Consider the following 18,206-nt stretch of genomic DNA (forward strand, 5'->3'; position numbering starts at 1 on the left):
CGATGAAGAAACTCGCTCTCTCGACCCTCTCGCTCGCCCTGCTGGGCGCCGCTGGCGCTGCTCACGCTCAATCGAGCGTGACGCTGTACGGCGTGATCGACACGTCGATCGCCTACGTTCACGGCAATAACGGCCAAGGCATCAACTCGTGGCAAATGCTGTCGGGCAACCTGCAAGGCAGCCGCTTCGGCCTGAAAGGCGCAGAAGACCTCGGCGGTGGCCTGAAGGCGATCTTCCAGTTGGAAAACGGTTTTGATCCGGGCACGGGCCACCTGAACCAGGGCGGTCGCATGTTCGGTCGTCAGGCATTCGTCGGCCTCGAAAGCAAGCAATACGGTACGCTGACGCTCGGCCGCCAGTACGACCCGGTCGTCGACCTGGTCCAGGCAGTCACGGCTGACAACTACTTCGGCAGCACGTTCGCAACGCCGGGCGACGTCGACAACAACGACAACAGCCTGCGCGTCAGCAACGCGATCAAGTACACGTCGCCGGTGTTCGCCGGCCTCCAGGTCGAAGGCATGTACGCCCTCGGCGGTGTTGCAGGCAAGACGGGTTCGGGCCAGACGTGGTCGGTCGCAGCCGCATACAACAACGGCCCGATCGGCGTTGCTGCTGGCTACTTCTACGCGAACAACCCGACGCCGTCGGCAGGTGTCCGCAACAACTGGACGTCGACGACGTCGGACAACATCGTCGACGGCCCGATCAACGCGGGTTACGTGTCGGCTAAGTCGATCGCCATCGCGCAAGTCGCAGGCCAGTACGTCATCGGCCCGGTCACGCTTGGCCTCGGCTACAGCAACTCGCAGTACAAGCCGGACGCATCGTCGGGCTTCGGCTCGACCGAGAAGTACAACACGGGCCGCGCGTTCGCGACGTATCAAGTCACGCCGCCGCTGCTGCTGGGCCTCGGCTACTCGTACACGAAGGCGAGCGGCAACACGGACGCCAAGTACCATCAGGTTTCGCTGGGCGGCGATTACTCGCTGTCGAAGCGCACGGACGTGTACCTGGTCGGCGCGTACCAGCACGCAAGCGGCACGCAGCTCAACGCAGACGGCACGACGTCGGCAGCGCAAGCATCGATCGGCTCGTACGGCTTCGCCGGCACGAAGTCGCAAGAAATGGTCGCTCTCGGCCTGCGCCACAAGTTCTAAAAACGATGTATCCGGTGTGCATGGCGTCTCCGACGCCTTGCCGCCGAACTGGAAAGCCAGCCTTCGGTTTCGACCGTGGCTGGCTTTTTTTTTCGTCCGTCGCCGGCGGGCCGGAATGGCTTGCGCGGGACGGCGAGCAGAGACGATGCCGACGCACGACCGCCGGCCGGCAGCGGCGCCTGGAGGCTGCAATGCGCCGGAAACGCCGCTTCCGGATGCCCGGGCAGGTCGCCATCTCTCCACCAGGCGACTACCATCCGCAGTTGCCGGCGCCGTTCATCCCGTGCGACGGCGCATTCGCCCCGGCATGTCGATTGCGGCGGCCGTCGTGCGTCGTATCGATGTCGGCACGCGGTTTGCGCCCCGGCCAATACAGACAGGAGATTCGCCATGACGATTCAGAAGATCACGCCTTTTCTCTGGTACTCGACGGAAGCCGAAGAAGCAGCGGCCTTCTATGCAGGCATCTTTCCGGATTCGCGCGTCGTGCGCGTCACGTCCGTGCCCGGCACCGACGGCACCCGGATGGTCGAATTCGAGCTGTTCGGCCAGCCGTTCTTCGCGATGAGCCACACGCGCACGGAGTCGTTCAACCATACGATCTCGCTGCTGGTCAGTTGCGGCGATCAGGCGGAGCTCGACCGCTACTGGAGCGCCCTGCTCGACAACGGCGGCACGGCGGACGGCTGCGGCTGGCTGAGAGACCGCTATGGCGTGTCGTGGCAGATCGTTCCCGCCGATCTCATTCCGATGATGGCCGACCGCGACGCGGTCAAGGCAGCGCGCGTGGCCGCGGCGATGATGCAGATGACCAAGTTCGACGCCGCCGCGCTGAAGGCCGCCTATGAGGGCACCGGGGGCTGACGAAACGCGTCGTGCCGCGGATGCGTGACGGCGCGCCGGTCTAGCGCCGCGCGAGTCGCCGGCGAGCGCCCGACCGGCTGCTTGCGCGTGCGGCGTCTGTGCAAGCGCTCATGATCCGCGGTGGTTCGGCCCGCATCCCGATCACGTGCACCGTGGTATCCGCCGCTACGCCGACAGCATCGATTCGACGGTCCGCCGCGCGTAGCCGATGAAGGCGGCGAGCGGTTCACCCGACAGGATCGCCGCGCCCGCTTCGCCATCGAGATAGGCGGCACGCGCAGCCGCTACAACCGGCCGGTATGCGTCCGGCAGACGCTCCAGCACCCCATGCCGCGGCGACGTCCTTGGGCGCGATCCTGCCGGTCGCGGCGCTGTACCCGATGCGCGCAAGCGCGAGCACCACGTTGCACGCGTCGCCGCGCCAGTCCGGTTCGGTATCCCACTGCGCCACGGTAGCGAGAAGCGCGGCCTCAAAATCACACGCGGGCACCGGCTCGAACAGCGCGGCCGCCGGCGGCCCGACCAGCGCGACACTGTGCTGCCGCGCCTTCGTCAACAGGATCGCCAGATCGTGATCGGCGAGCGCCGGTTCGACGATGCCGGTTTCGAGATCGCGGCGCAGCCACTCGCCGAACTGCAATTCGCGCCGCGCCGGATGACGCCACGACACCACCTCGCCGTGCGCGACGACGGTCACCTCCAGCGCACGCAAGCCGCCTGCGCGACCGGGCGGTGACGACGCAGCGAGCAGGTCGAGCATCAGCGCGCGCCGTGCGGGTTCGTCGAGCCGCGCCGCCACCGTCACCAGCAGGTCGATGTCACTGCGTGGCATCAATCCGCCGTCGAGCGCCGATCCGAACAGGTGGATCGCATTCAGCATCGCGCCGAGATGCCGCTCGATCGCGGAGCGCGCGGCGGCCACCTGCCCGACGATTTCAGTCGGAATGCATTCAGTCACGATGCGCATGCAACGGGCACGGCGTGCCGCGAATGGAAAACAGCAAGCGTGAATGAAGATTGCCGTTCGACATTGCGCAGGCGCGGTGCGTCATTCGCCACACGTTGCGCGTCGAACCGAACATCGCTGCCGCACGATTTGCGCAGCGCAATAAAAATCCCCGCACGCTTTCGCGTACGGGGATCGTCGGACACTGCAACGGCTGCCGACATGCATCGGCAACCGTTGCGCGGCATTACGCCGCCGCGTCCTTCAGCTTCTTCAGCGCACGTGCCTTCACGCGCACGCTGGCCGGCTTCGCCGGGAACCAACGCTCTTCGCCCGTGAACGGATCCTTGCCGAAGCGCTTCTTCTTCGCCGGCACGACTTGTGCCGTGATCTTCAGCAGACCCGGCAGCGTGAACTCGCCTGCGCCCTTCTTGTGGACCGAGCCCAGCACGACGTTCTCGAGTGCGGCGAGCACTGCCTTGACCGCCTTCACTTCCACGGCTGCGCGCTCAGCGATGTGCGTTGCGAGCGATGCCTTCGTGAACTTGTCCTTCAGCGGCGTCGGAGCAGCGGGCGCCTTCGCGACGGCGGCCTTCTTGGCCACTACTTTCTTCGCGGGCGCTACTTTCTTAGCAGCCACTTTCTTGGCCGGTGCGGCGGCAGCCTTCTTGGCCACCTTTTTTGCGGAAGTCGCCATGTTTCTCCTACCAGGTGTGGTCGTTCGTTGGATACACGAAGCGTGCAATGCGCGCGCTTCAACGCCGGATTCTACAAGCGCCTTGACGCTTCGTGCAGTACTTTTATGCGTTTTCGCGGGGTTTCCCGCAGGTTTTGTTGCGCCCGACCGACTTCGCCGATGCTCGAACGTCGAAAAACCTCGTTACGTATGCGTCCGAACGTGAATTACGTTCGATATTTGCGCACCTATACTGGGCTCGCTCAATGCCCGGATGCCTCCATGCGCGAAGCCAGATACGTCAAAGGACTCGACGGCCTGCGAGCCATCGCCGTCATCCTCGTTTTCCTGTCCCACAAAGGCCACGTCCTTGCCGTCGACGTCGGCAAGCTTGGCGTGTGGACGTTTTTCCTCATCAGCGGATTCCTGATCGTCGGCGAGCTGCATCGCAACCGCCAGGCGCTCGAGTGCGGCACGATGACGCGCCGCCACGCGCTGGCGCTGTTCCTCGCGAAACGCGCGCTGCGGATCTTCCCCGTGTACTACCTGCTGCTCGCCGCGCTCGCGATCGCGCACGCGCTCTTCTACCAGCGCGGCGTCAATCTCGGGCTCGCGTGGCACGCGGTGTTCCTGTCGAATTACTGGATCGGCGTCGTCAAGGACGGCTGGCCGGGCTCCACGTCGCACTTCTGGAGCCTCGCGGTTGAACAGCAGTTCTATCTGATCGCGCCGCTCGCGCTGCTCGCGGTACCCGCCGCGCGACACGTCGCGCTCGGCATCGCGGCTATCGCGCTGTGCGCGGCCGCGCATCTCGCGCTCTACCTGTCCGACGCGTCGCCGGTGCTGATCTACGCGTTTTCCCCGTGGAATTTCGCGCTGATCGCGCTCGGCGGCGTCGGCGCGATGGCGCTCGCCGATCACGGCCCGGCCACCCTGCGCCGCATTCCGCCCGGCTGGCTCGGCGCGGCAGGCGTCGTGTTCTTCCTCGTGCTGCCCGCGTGTACGGCGTTGCCCGACGCGGTCGCGGGGCTCGCGGATCTCGGCCTGTCGGCATCGCTCGGCGCGCTGATGCTGTGGATCGTCAGCGAACCCGAGCATCCCGTCGTGTCGCTGCTCGACTGGGCGCCGCTCGTCTATCTCGGCACGATCAGCTACGGCTTCTACCTGTTCCACAACCTGATTCCCGCGCGCTTCGGGATGCTGCCCGCGCACTTCGCGCACGTGCCGATACCGGAAATCGTCCGGGAAGCGCTGCCCGAGATGCTGCAATTCGCGCTCGCCGTGCTGCTCGCGCACCTGTCGTGGCGTTATCTCGAAAAGCGGCTGCTCGACTTCAAGAAGCCGATCGCCGCGATGCTGGCCCGGCACTTCGTCGCGCGGCCGGGCACGTCGGCGCGTTGAGCGCCACGCAGACGGCGACACGAAGGAACGGGAAAAACGCGATGCCGGTAACGGCCGGAAGCTGATGCACGACGGCGCGGCGTCATTGACCGACTCCGGCAGGACCGACGCCAGCACACACGTCAATGCGCATCGCGCAACCATACCGACGATCCGGTCGGCCGGGCGAGCGCTTCGGCACCGGTTTCAGACGTCGCGCCAGACCGCGACCGAGCGCCCCGCTCCACACACGGCACCACTCGTCACTCGAACCCGACACAACACGACACACCGGCGGCACGCACCACGATCGCGCATCGGCAAAAGCAAAAAAGCCCCGGCGCGCGAGCGGCCGGGGCCAACGGAACAACCACCACCTGAAACAACGGAGCGCGCGGCTGCTTAAGCGACAGCAGCCAGCGCGGGCAAGCAGGTACGCAGGTACGCCTCGAATTCGCGGCTCACTTCCGGGTGCTGGAGCGCAAGCTCGACAGTCGCCTTGAGGTAGCCGATCTTGCTGCCGCAGTCGAAACGCGTGCCGAAGTAGCGATACGCGAGCACCTGCTCGTTCGCGAGCAGCGACTGGACCGCGTCGGTGAGCTGCAGTTCGCCGCCCGCGCCCGGCTTGAGCCGGCGCAGGTGATCGAAGATCGTCGGCATGAACACGTAGCGGCCGACCACGCCGAGGTTCGACGGCGCATCTTCCGGCGCGGGCTTCTCGATGATGCCCGACAGCTTGATGATGTCCTCCTCCCATTCGCGGCCTTCGACGACGCCATACGAGCGGCTGTCCTCGCGCGCGATCGTCTCGACCCCGATCACCGAGCTGTGATAGTGGTCGAACACGTCGACGAGCTGCTTGAGCACCGGCTGCTCGCCGTGCAGCAGGTCGTCGGCGAGGATCACCGCGAACGGCTCGCCGTGCACGAGCTTCTCCGCGCACAGCACCGCGTGGCCCAGGCCGAGCGCTTCCGGCTGGCGCACGTAGAAGCAGTTGACGTTGCTCGGCTTGATGCCGCGCACGAGCTCGAGCAGCTTTTCCTTGCCGCGCGCCTCGAGTTCGGCCTCGATCTCGTACGACTTGTCGAAGTGATCCTCGATCGCGCGCTTGCTGCGCCCGGTGACGAAGATCATTTCGGTGATACCGGCGTTGATCGCTTCCTCGACCGCGTACTGAATCAGCGGCTTGTCGACGACGGGCAACATTTCCTTCGGGCTCGCCTTCGTAGCCGGGAGGAACCGCGTGCCGAGACCGGCAACGGGAAACACGGCCTTGGTGACTTTCAACATGTTCGCATCCTGATTGCGTTGACTGCGCCGCGTCGACCAGCGACCCGGCGCGATGGTTTTCCGAACGGCATATCGAGAATCGACGGCACTGCCAATTCCACTCCGCTCATTTTCGATATGGGCCGATTGCCCCATGATTCCGAAAAAAATATAATCCTTTCAACCCGGTCGATCTTGCCGGACCGAGTGCCGCAGCGGAAACAAATTACCGATTTTCCGGATACAAATGCTTACGATTCGAATTCCTCGATATAGGGCACGCCGCCCCGTTCGAGACCCGGGCGAATCGGTTCGTTCTTCAGCGCCTCGCGGTACGCCGACAGCACGACCATGACCAGCAGTACTGCCGCGCTCGCGATCCAATGCATGTCCATCTTGCCGCTCCTTGCATCAATCAACTGGAGCTTCAAACTATCAGAAAAAAATCGGTAAATAATTGAAGCGCCGCTGGAACCGCTTTCAGATCCGGATAAAACCATCATGCGGAATAGCATTATTTCCGCGCGATATTTTTTTATTCATTGATCGAATTCTTGCGCATTACGATTGGACCAGACTTCCCATTCGTCCGTGCTCCACTCCATCCGTCGCAAGGAATCGAATCGCATGCAAGCTTTCAGCGGATCGTCTCTGACCGCGCCGCCCGTCGCCGATCGCAAGGAACACGTGATCGACGCGATGCGCGGCTTCGCGGCGCTGCTCGTCGCCTATTTCCACTGCCGCCAGGTCGTCTGGGTCGGCATGCAGAGCTTCCATCACGCTTACGGTCATGCGCTCAACCCGAGCGCGATCGCCGGTTACCTGACCTTCCCGTTCGCGTGGGGTTCCGCCGGCGTGCCGATCTTCTTCGTGATCAGCGGCTACTGCATCCACCGCAACGCGGCGCTCAAGCTCGCGGCCGATCCTACGTACCGGCTCGACGCGCCGAACTTCTGGGCGCGCCGGTTCGCACGCATCTACCCGGTGCTGCTCGCCGCGCTGCTGTTCACGCTCGCGCTCGACGCGGTCAGCCTGCAGATCGAGCCCGTCAGCCACAAGATCCGCGACATCGGCGTCACGGCGTTCCTCGTGAACCTGTTCTCGCTGCAGGGCGTCGCCGGTTACACGTACGGGTCGAACGGCGCACTGTGGACGCTGTCGCTCGAAGTGCAGTTCTACGCGATCTACCCGTTGCTGTTCGCGCTGCGCCGGCGCATCGGCATGCCGGCCGTCGTGGCCGCGGTCGCGGTCGTCAACGTCGCGTCGGCGTGGCTGCTCGAACGGCACGACCTGCAATTCTTCACGTCGTACTGGCTGTCGTGGACGATCGGCGCGTGGATCGCCGACGTGCGCGCGCAGCAGGCCCGCGGCGCGGCCACCGTGCCGTCGCGTGCGTGGTACGGCGCGGCCGCCGTGCTGCTGGCCGCCGGCTGCGGCGCGTTCCATTTCGGCCAGTACGGCGCATTCCAGCTGTGGTCGGCCGGCTTCGCGTGCTTCCTGTACCGCGCGCTCGCTCGTCCGCCGCGCCCGACGCCGCCGCTGCGCGTGCTCGGCTGGTTTGGCGACTTCAGCTACTCGCTGTACCTGATCCACCTGCCGCTGTTCGTCTGCCTCGGCTCGGTGCTGTTCCACTCCGAGCTGCAACTGTCGATCTGGCCGTCGTTCGCGTTCATGGCCGCCGCGATCCCGGTCGCGTACCTGTTCTACCGGCTGTTCGAACGGCCCGCGATGACGTGGTCGGCCAGCTTCAAGCCGACACGCAGCACCCGCGTGGTCGCATCGACGCCCGAACGGGCTACCTGACCCGGCCGGTCCGCTTCCGGAGGAGCCCCCGCGCGGCATCTCGCTGCGCGGGGGCTTTTTCATGGCCGGAGCGCGGTCGCACGCCGGGTTGAGCCGGATGTGCAACCCTCCTCCGTCCGGCCGCGCTACGGCCCGCGTGGGCCGCTTCTGACCGGCTTTCATCACGTGCTTGCCGCCGCGTCGCCTTCGCTTCGCGCATTGCCAGCGGCGCGCGATCCCGCTCGGAACGGCGATCGGCCCGGCTCGTGCCCGATACGGCAGGCAGCAGCCCGCCCGCAACTCGCGCGACACGGCACCCGAGCCGAAAAGCGAAGCCCCCACGCAGCACAACGCCGCCTGGGGGCCCGTTTACCGCCGGCTCGCGCCGTTACTGCTTCTTCGCTTTCGCGGCCTTCGCCGTATCCGCGAGGATCTTCTCGACCCGCTGCACGTAAGTCTCGGTCCCGAACCGGCGCACCGCCGTCGCGCGCCCGCTCGCGACGAGCCGCTCGCGCAGCGCGCCGTCACGCTTCAGCGTGTCCAGCGCATCGGCCAGCGCGGTCACATCGCCCGGCTCGCAGAGCAGCCCGTTGTCGCCATCCTCGATGATCTCGACGACACCGCCCGCGCGAGCCGCGACGACCGGCCGGCGCGCGAGCATCCCCTCGACGATCACGCGCCCGAACGGCTCGGGCGTGATCGACGTGTGCGCGACGACGTCGACCGCCGTCATGCACGCGGCCACGTCGCGCTGGAACCCGAGGAAATGCACGCGCTCGTCCATCCCGTGCCGCGCGACGGTTTCGTGCAGCTGCGCCGCGTATTCGTCCTCGCCGAACAGCGGCGCGCCGACCAGCACCACGTGCATGTCGGGATGCCGCGCGGCGGCCTCCAGCAGCACGTGCTGCCCCTTCCAGCGGGCGAGACGGCTGAACGAGCCGACGAGCCACGCGTCCTTGGGCAACCCGAGGCGCGCGCGCAGCGCGGCCTGGCTGACGCCTTCCAGCGCATCGAACGGCTCGGCCGAAATGCCGTTGAACACGACGTCGACGTGCTGTGGCGTGAAGCCCGTCAGCGCGCGGAACGCCTGCGCGGACGCGTCGGAGTTCGCGATCACGCGGGTGACGCCGAGCCGCGCGCAGTATTTGATCGCCAGCAGCTGCTTGCTGCCGAAATGATCGGTGCTGACGATGTCGCGCAGGTGCCACACCACCGGCTTGCGCGCGAGCCGCCCGGCGAGCGCGGCGACCACCATCGCGCGTTGCGTATTCGCGTAGATCACCTCGGCGCGGCGTGCGCGACGTGCGACGTCGCGCACGAGCCGCACGAGCTGTTTCAATGCGCCGGCCGACACACCGCCCTGCTTGCGCACGCCCGCGAGCGCGCCCTGGTCGACCACGTCGACACGCGCGCCGATCTCGTCGAGCGCCGCGCGGAACGGGCCGTCGTCGAACAGCAGCACATCGGCGTTCGCGCGCATGTGCTTCATGATCTCGAGCAGCGACAGTTCGGCGCCGCCGAGCACGCCGCTCTGGTCGAGCACCAGCGTCGCCGGGCCGCGTGCGGCCGGCATCGGCGCGACGGCCGTGCCGCGCTGCGCGGTCGAGCCGGGCAAAGCCTCCTCCACATAATCGAGGAAGCGCCGCCGGAACGTATCGGCCGAAAACCGCTCCGCGTTCGTGCGACACGCATTCGGCGTAAAACGCTGCGGCGCGCGCTCGAAATCATCGACCGCCGCGACGATCGCGTGCGGCGTCTGTTCGTCGAAGAACAGCCCGGTCGGGTTCGGGGCCGATCGCGGGTCGAGCACGGTTTCGAGCGCGCCGCCCTTGCCGTACGCGATCACGGGCGTGCCGCAGGCCTGCGCCTCGACGACCGAGATCCCGAAATCCTCTTCGGCCGCGAACACGAACGCCTTCGCACGCCGCATCCGGTCGTGCAGCACCGCGAACGGCTGGTAACCCATGATCTCGACGTTCGGGCCGGCCTTCGCGCGGATCTTCTGCATCTCGGGGCCGTCGCCGATCACGACGAGCTTGCGCTCAGGCGTGCGCGAGAACGCATCGACGATCAGGTCGATCTTCTTGTACGGCACCATCCGCGACGCGGTCAGGTAGAAATCCTCCTTCTCCGCGTTCAGCGAAAACGCGTCGACGTCGACCGGCGGGAAGATCACCGCCGCGTCGCGGTGGTAGACCTTGCGGATGCGCCGCGCGATGAACGCGGAGTTCGCAACGAAACCGTCCACCGCGTTCGCCGTGCGCGTGTCCCAGTTGCGGATGTAATGCAGGATCATCCGCGCGAGCAGCGATTTCGGCCCGTGCGTGAGGTTCGACTGTTCCAGGTACTGGTGCTGCAGGTCCCACGCATAGCGGATCGGCGAATGCACGTAGCTGATGTGCACCTGGTCCGGCCCCGTCAGCACGCCCTTCGCGACCGCGTGGCTGCTCGAGATCACGAGGTCGTACTCCGACACGTCGAGCTGCTCGATCGCGAGCGGCATCAGCGGCAGGTAGCTGCGGTATTTGGTGCGCGCGAACGGCAGCTTCTGGATGAACGACGTCGTCACCGGCTTGCCGCGCACGAACGCGCGGTCGTCGAGGAAATCGACGAGGCTGAACAGGTCCGCGTCGGGAAAGCACGCGACGATCTGCTCGAGCACGCGCTCGGCGCCGGCATAGGTAACCAGCCAGTCGTGGACGATCGCCACGCGCAGCGCGCGCGCCGGATGGCGCGCGTCGGCCCGTTCGGCCGGCAGCGCCCGGCGCAGCGCGGCGGCGTCGCCCAAGTCGGCCACGGCCGCATCGGCGGTGGCGAGATTCAATACGGCGTGTTCCGCCAGATCGCGATTCATACGGTTTTCCTCGCATTGAGACGGACAAACAGGTCGCGCACGAGCGCGCGCAACCCCGGTGTCATCGTGAGCGACCACGCGACGTTCAGTACCAGCACGACCGCGCACATGCCGATCGACTCGCCGAGCCCCGGCCACGCCTGCGCGAGAAACAGGCTCGCGAGCAGGAAGGCGAGGTGCGCCAGCATGTCGAGCACGATCGCGCGCATCCGGATCGCCGACAGATAGAGCAGCACGCCGTAATCGACGAACGCGCGCACCGCGACGACCACCGCCGCGCCGATCAGCCCGAAGTGATGAATGCCGAACCACAGGCCGCCGACGAAGAACGGCATCTCGACGAGCCCGGCGAACGCCGCGCGGGCCGGGTTGACCTGCGACTGGATCAGGATCCGCGTGACGCTCGCCTGGCCGACGAGCCACACGCTGATCACCAGCACGCGGCCGACCGGCGCCGAATGCGCGGCGAGATCGGCGCCGACCCACAGCGTGAGGAACGGCGCGAGTGCGAAAATTGCAACGATGCCGACCGGCGTGAACACGCCGTTCAGGAATTCGAGCGACTGGCGCGCGAGCGTGTCCGCGTGGTCGCGGCCGACCGCCGACAGGCGCGGGAACAGCGTGCGCACGAGCGCGTTCGGCAGCATGTTCAGGCGCGTGACGAGGTTCTGCGGCACCGTGTAATAGGTGACGAACTTCGCGCCCATGCCGGCGCCGAGCATCACGCGGTCGAGCGTGTCCGCGATCATGCTGGTCGTGCTCGCGATCAGCATCCAGCCGCCGAAGTTGAACAGCCCTTTCGCGGTGCCCCACTGCGGCGGATCGATGCGCCGGATCCCGAGCACCTTGATGCTCGCGTGGCCCAGCATCACCGCCGCGATCAGGCGCGCGACGACGGCCGCGGCAAGCACCGTCTGCAGGTTCGGCGCGATCCACCACGCGGCGCCGAGCGGCAACAGCTGGAACAGGAACGTGCCGATCGTCTGGTTCGTGTTGAACACGCCGAACCGTTCGGCGCCGTTGATCGCGCCGGCGAACACCCACGACACGTTCGCCAGCGGAATCGCGAGCGCGAGCCACGGCAGCGCGAGATACACCTCGTGCTGCATCGCGGCCGACACCTTCGTGAAATACGCGGTGTAGATGAACGCGCCGAAATAGATCAGCAGCCCGCCCACAATGCCGGTGCCGAGATTCAGCCAGAACGCGCTCCAGAACACGCGCGCGCTTTCGTCGTCGTTGCCGCTCGCGAGCGCCTTCGAGATGTGGTTCTGCGCGGCCATGCTCATCCCGAGATCGAGGATCCCGAAATAGCCGATCAGCGTCCACACGAGGCTGACGACGCCATATCGCTCGACGCCGAGCGCGTGGATATACGCGGGCACCGTCACCAGCGACACGAAGGTCGGCAGGATCAGCCCGATGAAGTTGATCGAAACGTTCTTGAGTATGCCTTTGTCCATGTTTGAGCCTTGTGTGACGGGGACGACGACGGCGCGCCGCCCGTCACGGTTTCCAGCGATACATCAGCACCTTGCCGCGCGCGTCTTCCTCGACGAACACGAGGTATTCGCCGTTCTCGCGCTTGAAGGCGCTGATGCCGAACGGCACGTCGACCCAGCCGGATGCCTTGCCGACCTCGGTGCCCGGGCTCATCACGCCCACTTCCTTGCCGGTGTCCTTGTCGTACACGTGGATCTTGCCGACCGGCTCCACGGTGAAGATGTAGCGGCCCTCGACCGTGATCCCGATCAGGTCCAGGATCGGCTTCGCGTCGAGCTGCCACGGCAGCGCGACCGTGTAGCGCACGACGGGCGAGCCGGTCGACCACTTGTCGAAGCGCACCAGCACGCGGCCGACTTCCTTGTTGATGCCCGGCTGCGGCGGCGCGTCGGCCGTGTAGCCGGTCACGTACAGCGTGTCCGTCTGCGCGTCGTAGATCGAGCGGCGCAACTGCGTGAACGGCTGCGGCATCGGGTAGGTCGTGACCTTGTCGTACGAGTAGATCGGGTTGCCGGCCTTGTCGACGCCGCCGTACCGGAACCGGTGAATGCCGCGCACGTCGCTCGTGCGCCAGATGTCGCCCTTCGTGTCGACCCACCAGCCCCAGCCGCCCGCTTTCGCCTTGCCGGTCGTGTTCAGCTCGAATTCGTCGGCATCGAGGCGGCCGTTGCCGTTCGCATCGCGCCACAGCCAGTCGCCGCCGGGCGGCTTGTTCGGCACCTTGTCGACCGGCCGCGCACGGCCCGCGATCACGCCCGACGGAATCGCGACCTCGCCGTCGCGCTTCGCATCGAAGCGGTAGATCTTCAGGTGGTCGGCGTACATGTCGGTCAGGTACAGGAACGTGCGGCCGTCGACGCGGCGCGCGATCGGCATGCCCGGCCACTGGTCCGTATGGAACACGGGGTCGTCCGGATACTTGAAGCGGTTCGACAGGAAGCCGACGTATTTCCAGTCCTGGCCCGGCGGCTTCGACAGGTCGAGCTCGAAGCGCTTGTTGCCCGTGTACACGCTGTTCGGCCGCGCGGGGTCGAGCCACGCGCCGTCGACGAACAGCAGCCCCTGCACCTGCCAGCGCGGCTTGCCATCCGGCGCATAGCTTTCGAGCACCGCGCCGAGCCCCGCGCCGATCGTGTCGTGGCTCAGCCCGATGCCGTTCATCGACACATAGACGTTACCCGCGCGGTCGACGCCGACGCCCGTCAGCCCGTTGAAGCGCTGCGGCCCCGGCCGCCCCGGCACGGGGCCCGCGAAGATGCCGCCGCGCTCGCCGAGCGTGCCGGACTGCGCATAACCCTTGCCGCCTTTCGAGAAGATCAGGATCTGCTGGCGCGGCCCGTTGTCCGCGACGAGCACGCGCCCTTTCGCATCGACGGCCACGTCCACCGCGTCGGTGCCGTCGGGCAGCGCGGGCGCGTCGTCGATCTTGCGGCCGTCCGCGCGCATGTGCACGAGGTGCGCGGGCCCGCTGATCGTGTCCGTGAGCAGCCACAGCGTGCCGTCGCCCGCCAGCGCGATGCGGCCCGGCTCGTGCGCGCTCCACGTGCCCTTCTGCTGCATCGTCTCGGCGTCGTAGACATCCACCGCGTCGCGCGACGGGTTCGTCGCGAACAGCGTCTTGTCGTCGGCCGCGAGGCCGCCCACTTCCGCCTTCGCGTCGCCGACTTCCGAGCGCGCGGGAGCCGGCACCTCGTTGACCATCATGAAGCTCGCGGCCATGCGCGCGCGGCCGGTATCGGCCCGGCCGCCCGGCGCCGGCTGCGGCGCCGCGCGAAACGGCGCGGGCTGCTTCAGGTCGCCGATCGTGCGCCGCGAAATGCCGAACCACTGCTTGCCCTTGTCCGGCCAGATGCCGGGCGACTGAAGGTGGCCGCGCTCGTTGCCAACGCCGATCGCGACGTACGCATACTTGCTGTTCACGGCGATTGCGTTGCCGCCGAGGTTGCCCCAGCCGTGCGTGCCGCCGGCGAAGCCGAGCATCTTGCCGTCCTGGTAGACGCTCGCCTCGGCCCCGCTCTCGTCCCACGGTGCATTCGTATACACCTTGCCTTCAGGCGTCACCGCGATCGCGCGGATGTCGATCTGCGTCCAGCTGCCGTCGCCATAGCCGAACGTGTTGCCGATCCACGACGTCGTCGCGGGCAACACCGTTTCGGCCGGTGCGGCGCTCGCCAGCAGCGCCGCGCCTACCGTCATGCCAACCAGAATCAGACGTCGCAATGCGCTTCTCCAGACTTGATGCGGAAGCGACCGGCGCGGCCGCGGACTGCCGCCGGCGCACCCTGTCGCTACTAAATAGGTTTCAAACGTCGCGATGCAGGTTACAAGCAAAAATAATCACAAGAAATTTGGAAATATTTGGGGATGTTTCCGCCTGAAATATCGAACCGGAACAATCGAAAAAAATCCCTTCGATGCGGAAATAACGACCGCACCTCCCGCCACGGCCCGTAGAAAATGCCGCTCCGGCACGCCTGATGTGGCGCTCCGCCTGCAAACCTTTCATCCCGCGACTGAAACCGGCGGCATTTGAATGTTTTCAAATAGATAAATGCCACGCTTTTTTTTACCGATTTCTTTTCCCTAGAATCGATTTCGAATCAATATTCCATTTAAAGGCATGCAATACGAACACGCATCGGATGCACGTCGCGAAGGAACCGCGCAATGACCGGCCTTGCGCGACCCGCCGACCTCGCCTCGCCGCAACACGGCCGCATCGTGCAGCTCGACGGGCTGCGCGCGATCGCGGTGGGCGCCGTATTCCTGCAGCACGCGCTGAAGGCGCCGCTATGGATGGGCGTCGACCTGTTCTTCGTGCTGAGCGGCCTGCTGATCACCGGCATCCTGCTCGAACGCAAGGCGCGCGGGCAGTCGTACTTCAGCCACTTCTACGCGCGCCGGGTGCGCCGCATCCTGCCGCCGTACGTGCTGCTGCTGGTGGTCTCGACGATCCTGTTCGGCGCGAGCTGGCTGCCGCACTGGCCGTGGTTCGCGTTCTTCTCGACCAACATCGGGCTGTCGCTCGGCAGCATCGGCCACGACAGCCTGAACGTGCTGTGGTCGCTGGCGGTCGAGGAGCAGTTCTATATCTTCTGGCCGTTCGTCGTGCTGTGGTGCTCGGAGCGCGCGCTGCTGTGGGTCGCCGCCGCGCTGATCGTCGCAGCTCCCGTGCTGCGCGCGATCGCGACGCCGTGGTTCGATTCGTTCTGGCCGATCTACTACCTGACGCCGTTCCGGATGGACCTGCTCGCGGCCGGCGCGCTGCTCGCGATCGTGCTGCGCCGCGACCGGCGCGCGCTGGAGGCGTTCTACCCGCTCGCGATCGTCGGCGCGCTCGTGTCGCTCGCGATCCTCGGCTGGCTGCACCTGTCGTTCCCGCGCTTTCGCGCCGCGAACACGCCGCTGTCGAATGCGGCGCTCTACAGCATCTCGCTGCTGCTGTGCACGTCGATCGTCGTGATCGCGCTGCGCGGCCGCGGCGTCGTGCAACGCGTGCTGACGAATCCGATGCTCGTCTACGTGGGCACCGTCAGCTACACCGTCTACCTGATCCACCTGAGCGTGCTGTACGCGCTGTGGCCACTTCACCTGAACCGCTTCGTCACGGCCGCGCTCGCGCTCGCGATCACGCTCGCCTACGCGACCTTGAGCTGGTACGGCTTCGAACGGCGCCTGACGCGCGGCCCCGCGCGCAGCCCATTGCCGGCCGCCGCAAGCACGACCGCCTGAATTTCTCTATCCAAGTTTTCGACAAGGACAACGCCATGAGCCAAACTCGCAAGAAGGCCATCATCACGGGGATCACCGGACAGGACGGCGCCTACCTGACCAAGCTGCTGCTCGACAAGGGCTACGACGTCACGGGCACCTATCGCCGCACCAGCTCGGTCAACCTCTGGCGCATCGCCGAGCTCGGCGTCAACACGCACCCGAACCTCACGCTCGTCGAGCACGACCTGACGGACGCCGGTTCGAGCATGCGACTGCTGGAACGCACGCAGCCCGACGAGCTGTACAACCTGGCCGCGCAAAGCTTCGTCGGCGTGTCGTTCGAGCAGCCGTCCACGACCGCCGACGTCACGGGCCTCGGCCCGCTGCACCTGCTCGAGGCGATCCGCGTCGTGAGCCCGAAAACGCGCTTCTACCAGGCGTCGACGTCCGAGATGTTCGGCAAGGTGCAGTCGATTCCGCAGACGGAAGCGACCTCGTTCTATCCGCGCAGCCCGTACGGCGTCGCGAAGCTGTTCGCGCACTGGATGACCGTGAACTACCGCGAGTCGTACGGCCTGTTCGGCAGCAGCGGGATCCTGTTCAACCACGAATCGCCGCTGCGCGGCCGCGAATTCGTCACGCGCAAGATCACCGACACCGTCGCGAAGATCAAGCTCGGCAAGGCGACACGCCTCGAGCTCGGCAACCTCGACGCGAAGCGCGACTGGGGCTTTGCACTCGAATACGTCGAAGGAATGTGGCGGATGCTGCAGGTCGACGAGCCCGACACCTATGTGCTGGCCACCAACCGCACCGAGACCGTACGCGACTTCGTGCGGATGGCGTTCGCGGCGGCCGGCTATCAGATCGAATGGACCGGCAAGGATGAGCAGGAGCGCGGTCTCGATATGGCGACGGGCAACGTGCTCGTCGAAGTGAATCCCAAGTTCTACCGCCCCGCGGAAGTCGATCTGCTGATCGGCTGCGCGGACAAGGCCAAGAGCAAGCTCGGCTGGGCGCCGGAAACGACGCTCGAACAGCTTTGCCAGATGATGGTCGAGGCGGACCTGACGCGGAACCAACACCATGACACGTTCTGAGATCGAACACGCCCCGCGCCGTGCATTCGTCACGGGCCTGACGGGTTTCACCGGCCGCTACATGGCGCAACATCTCGAAGCGGCCGGCTACGAAGTCTGGGGCACGGTCGCGCCCGGCTCGCCGCCGTCCGACGATCCGGTGTTCGCGAACTGCACGCTGCTGCCCGTCGACCTGCTCGACGCGGATGCGGTACGCGCGGCCGCGGCCGACGCACGACCCGATGCGGTCGTGCATCTCGCCGCGCGCGCGCATGTCGCGCAGGATGACCCGTCGCAAACCTACGCGGTCAACGTGGTCGGCACGCGCAACCTGCTGGCCGCGCTCGCGGGCCTCGACCGCCGCCCGTCGGCCGTGCTGCTGGCGAGCAGCGCGAACATCTACGGCAACTCGACGGCCGGCGTGCTCGACGAAAACGTCCCGCCCGATCCCGCGAACGACTACGCGATCAGCAAGCTCGCGATGGAATATGCGGCGAAGCTGTGGGCCGACCGGCTGCCGATCGTGATCGCACGGCCGTTCAACTACACGGGTGTCGGGCAGAGCGATGCGTATCTGCTGCCGAAACTCGTCGCGCACTACGCGCGCAACGAACCGCGGATCTCGCTCGGCAATCTCGACGTGCGCCGAGATTTCTCCGACGTGCGCGACGTGACGGCCGCCTATCTGAGGCTGATCGAAACCGCGCCGGCCGGCGAGATACTCAATGTCTGCTCGGAGCGCGCGTATTCGCTGAACGAAGTGCTGGCGATACTGTCCCGCATCGCCGGTTACGTGATCGACGTGACGGTCGATCCGCGTTTCGTGCGGCACAACGAAGTGAAGAGCCTGAGCGGGTCGCGCGACAAACTGCGGCGCGCGGTGGGCGAACTGCCCGTCACGCCGCTCGACGAAACTTTGCGGTGGATGGTGAGCGCGGTGCGTGACGACATGCCGTCCGCACGTACGCCGAACGGATCG

The 18,206-nt window shown here is 66.4% G+C and carries 13 protein-coding genes and 2 pseudogenes; 8 read left to right on the forward strand and 7 right to left on the reverse strand.

Annotation, left to right across the window (positions count from 1 at the left end):
• Positions 1 to 2 precede the first annotated feature (2 nt).
• Together ACTRWB_RS00005 and ACTRWB_RS00010 are read left to right on the forward strand one after the other, a co-directional pair.
• Positions 3 to 1,160, forward strand: a complete 1,158-nt coding sequence (locus ACTRWB_RS00005) for a porin (protein WP_193100928.1) — start codon at positions 3 to 5, stop codon at positions 1,158 to 1,160.
• Positions 1,161 to 1,550: 390 nt separating this feature from the next.
• Positions 1,551 to 2,024 (forward strand): VOC family protein, encoded by a 474-nt coding sequence (locus tag ACTRWB_RS00010; RefSeq protein WP_446900519.1) that lies wholly within the window; start codon positions 1,551 to 1,553, stop codon positions 2,022 to 2,024.
• A gap of 165 nt (positions 2,025 to 2,189) precedes the next feature.
• Here the strand turns inward: ACTRWB_RS00010 and ACTRWB_RS00015 are convergent.
• Together ACTRWB_RS00015 and ACTRWB_RS00020 are read right to left on the reverse strand one after the other, a co-directional pair.
• Positions 2,190 to 2,982 (reverse strand): annotated as a pseudogene (locus tag ACTRWB_RS00015) (AadA family aminoglycoside 3''-O-nucleotidyltransferase).
• 235 nt (positions 2,983 to 3,217) lie between these two features.
• Positions 3,218 to 3,667, reverse strand: coding sequence for an HU family DNA-binding protein (locus ACTRWB_RS00020; RefSeq protein ID WP_069747789.1), 450 nt, complete (start codon positions 3,665 to 3,667; stop codon positions 3,218 to 3,220).
• Between the two features lie 261 nt (positions 3,668 to 3,928).
• Between ACTRWB_RS00020 and ACTRWB_RS00025 the strand changes: the two genes are divergently transcribed.
• Positions 3,929 to 5,047 carry an acyltransferase family protein gene (locus ACTRWB_RS00025; protein ID WP_446900520.1) on the forward strand — a complete coding sequence of 373 codons (1,119 nt, stop codon included), beginning with the start codon at positions 3,929 to 3,931 and terminating at the stop codon, positions 5,045 to 5,047.
• A 381-nt stretch (positions 5,048 to 5,428) separates the two neighbouring features.
• Here the strand turns inward: ACTRWB_RS00025 and galU are convergent, their stop codons facing one another.
• Both galU and ACTRWB_RS00035 read right to left on the reverse strand, forming a co-directional pair.
• A complete protein-coding gene (gene galU, locus ACTRWB_RS00030; RefSeq protein WP_129516958.1) occupies positions 5,429 to 6,316 on the reverse strand; it encodes a UTP--glucose-1-phosphate uridylyltransferase GalU in 888 nt (295 codons plus the stop codon).
• 230 nt (positions 6,317 to 6,546) lie between these two features.
• Complete coding sequence (locus tag ACTRWB_RS00035) at positions 6,547 to 6,690, reverse strand: hypothetical protein (protein WP_164992100.1); 144 nt, start codon at positions 6,688 to 6,690, stop codon at positions 6,547 to 6,549.
• Positions 6,691 to 6,922: 232 nt separating this feature from the next.
• Between ACTRWB_RS00035 and ACTRWB_RS00040 the strand changes: the two genes are divergently transcribed.
• On the forward strand, positions 6,923 to 8,098 hold the full coding sequence (locus tag ACTRWB_RS00040; protein ID WP_446900521.1) for an acyltransferase family protein: 1,176 nt from the start codon (positions 6,923 to 6,925) through the stop codon (positions 8,096 to 8,098).
• Between the two features lie 367 nt (positions 8,099 to 8,465).
• Here ACTRWB_RS00040 and ACTRWB_RS00045 read toward each other — a convergent pair whose 3' ends face one another.
• Genes ACTRWB_RS00045 through ACTRWB_RS00055 form a run of 3 tightly spaced genes read right to left on the reverse strand, consistent with a single transcriptional unit; the run spans position 8,466 to position 14,630 of the window.
• Positions 8,466 to 10,931: a glycosyltransferase family 4 protein gene (locus tag ACTRWB_RS00045; protein ID WP_446900522.1), complete on the reverse strand. Its 2,466-nt coding sequence runs from the start codon at positions 10,929 to 10,931 to the stop codon at positions 8,466 to 8,468.
• A complete protein-coding gene (locus ACTRWB_RS00050; RefSeq protein WP_446900523.1) occupies positions 10,928 to 12,394 on the reverse strand; it encodes a flippase in 1,467 nt (488 codons plus the stop codon). Before ACTRWB_RS00050 ends, ACTRWB_RS00045 begins: the two co-directional genes overlap by 4 nt.
• A 43-nt stretch (positions 12,395 to 12,437) precedes the next feature.
• Entirely contained in the window at positions 12,438 to 14,630 is a 2,193-nt protein-coding gene (locus ACTRWB_RS00055) for a hypothetical protein (RefSeq protein ID WP_446901388.1), read from the reverse strand.
• A 118-nt stretch (positions 14,631 to 14,748) separates the two neighbouring features.
• Between ACTRWB_RS00055 and ACTRWB_RS00060 the strand changes: the two genes are divergently transcribed.
• The 4 genes and pseudogenes from ACTRWB_RS00060 to ACTRWB_RS00075 form a co-directional block, all read left to right on the forward strand.
• Positions 14,749 to 14,967, forward strand: a complete 219-nt coding sequence (locus tag ACTRWB_RS00060) for a hypothetical protein (RefSeq protein WP_446900524.1) — start codon at positions 14,749 to 14,751, stop codon at positions 14,965 to 14,967.
• A 134-nt stretch (positions 14,968 to 15,101) separates the two neighbouring features.
• Positions 15,102 to 16,166, forward strand: a complete 1,065-nt coding sequence (locus ACTRWB_RS00065; protein WP_446900525.1) for an acyltransferase family protein — start codon at positions 15,102 to 15,104, stop codon at positions 16,164 to 16,166.
• A gap of 35 nt (positions 16,167 to 16,201) precedes the next feature.
• Positions 16,202 to 17,248 (forward strand): GDP-mannose 4,6-dehydratase, encoded by a 1,047-nt coding sequence (gmd, locus tag ACTRWB_RS00070; protein WP_129516952.1) that lies wholly within the window; start codon positions 16,202 to 16,204, stop codon positions 17,246 to 17,248.
• Positions 17,235 to 18,182, forward strand: a pseudogene (locus tag ACTRWB_RS00075) (NAD-dependent epimerase/dehydratase family protein); the annotation flags it as partial. The gene gmd and the pseudogene ACTRWB_RS00075, both read left to right, overlap by 14 nt.
• Between the last annotated feature and the right edge of the window lie 24 nt (positions 18,183 to 18,206).

The sequence above is a fragment of the Burkholderia sp. YIM B11467 genome (genome assembly GCF_052952715.1).

Bases quoted from the DNA above. Each gene is read 5' to 3' on its own strand.
- ACTRWB_RS00040 (WP_446900521.1), top strand. From the start codon at position 6,923: ATGCAAGCTTTCAGCGGATCGTCTCTGACCGCGCCGCCCGTCGCCGAT.
- ACTRWB_RS00055 (WP_446901388.1), bottom strand. From the start codon at position 14,630: ATGACGGTAGGCGCGGCGCTGCTGGCGAGCGCCGCACCGGCCGAAACG.
- ACTRWB_RS00025 (WP_446900520.1), top strand. From the start codon at position 3,929: ATGCGCGAAGCCAGATACGTCAAAGGACTCGACGGCCTGCGAGCCATC.
- ACTRWB_RS00005 (WP_193100928.1), top strand. From the start codon at position 3: ATGAAGAAACTCGCTCTCTCGACCCTCTCGCTCGCCCTGCTGGGCGCC.
- galU (WP_129516958.1), bottom strand. From the start codon at position 6,316: ATGTTGAAAGTCACCAAGGCCGTGTTTCCCGTTGCCGGTCTCGGCACG.
- ACTRWB_RS00060 (WP_446900524.1), top strand. From the start codon at position 14,749: ATGCAGGTTACAAGCAAAAATAATCACAAGAAATTTGGAAATATTTGG.
- ACTRWB_RS00020 (WP_069747789.1), bottom strand. From the start codon at position 3,667: ATGGCGACTTCCGCAAAAAAGGTGGCCAAGAAGGCTGCCGCCGCACCG.
- ACTRWB_RS00050 (WP_446900523.1), bottom strand. From the start codon at position 12,394: ATGGACAAAGGCATACTCAAGAACGTTTCGATCAACTTCATCGGGCTG.
- ACTRWB_RS00065 (WP_446900525.1), top strand. From the start codon at position 15,102: ATGACCGGCCTTGCGCGACCCGCCGACCTCGCCTCGCCGCAACACGGC.
- ACTRWB_RS00010 (WP_446900519.1), top strand. From the start codon at position 1,551: ATGACGATTCAGAAGATCACGCCTTTTCTCTGGTACTCGACGGAAGCC.
- ACTRWB_RS00035 (WP_164992100.1), bottom strand. From the start codon at position 6,690: ATGGACATGCATTGGATCGCGAGCGCGGCAGTACTGCTGGTCATGGTC.
- gmd (WP_129516952.1), top strand. From the start codon at position 16,202: ATGAGCCAAACTCGCAAGAAGGCCATCATCACGGGGATCACCGGACAG.
- ACTRWB_RS00045 (WP_446900522.1), bottom strand. From the start codon at position 10,931: ATGAATCGCGATCTGGCGGAACACGCCGTATTGAATCTCGCCACCGCC.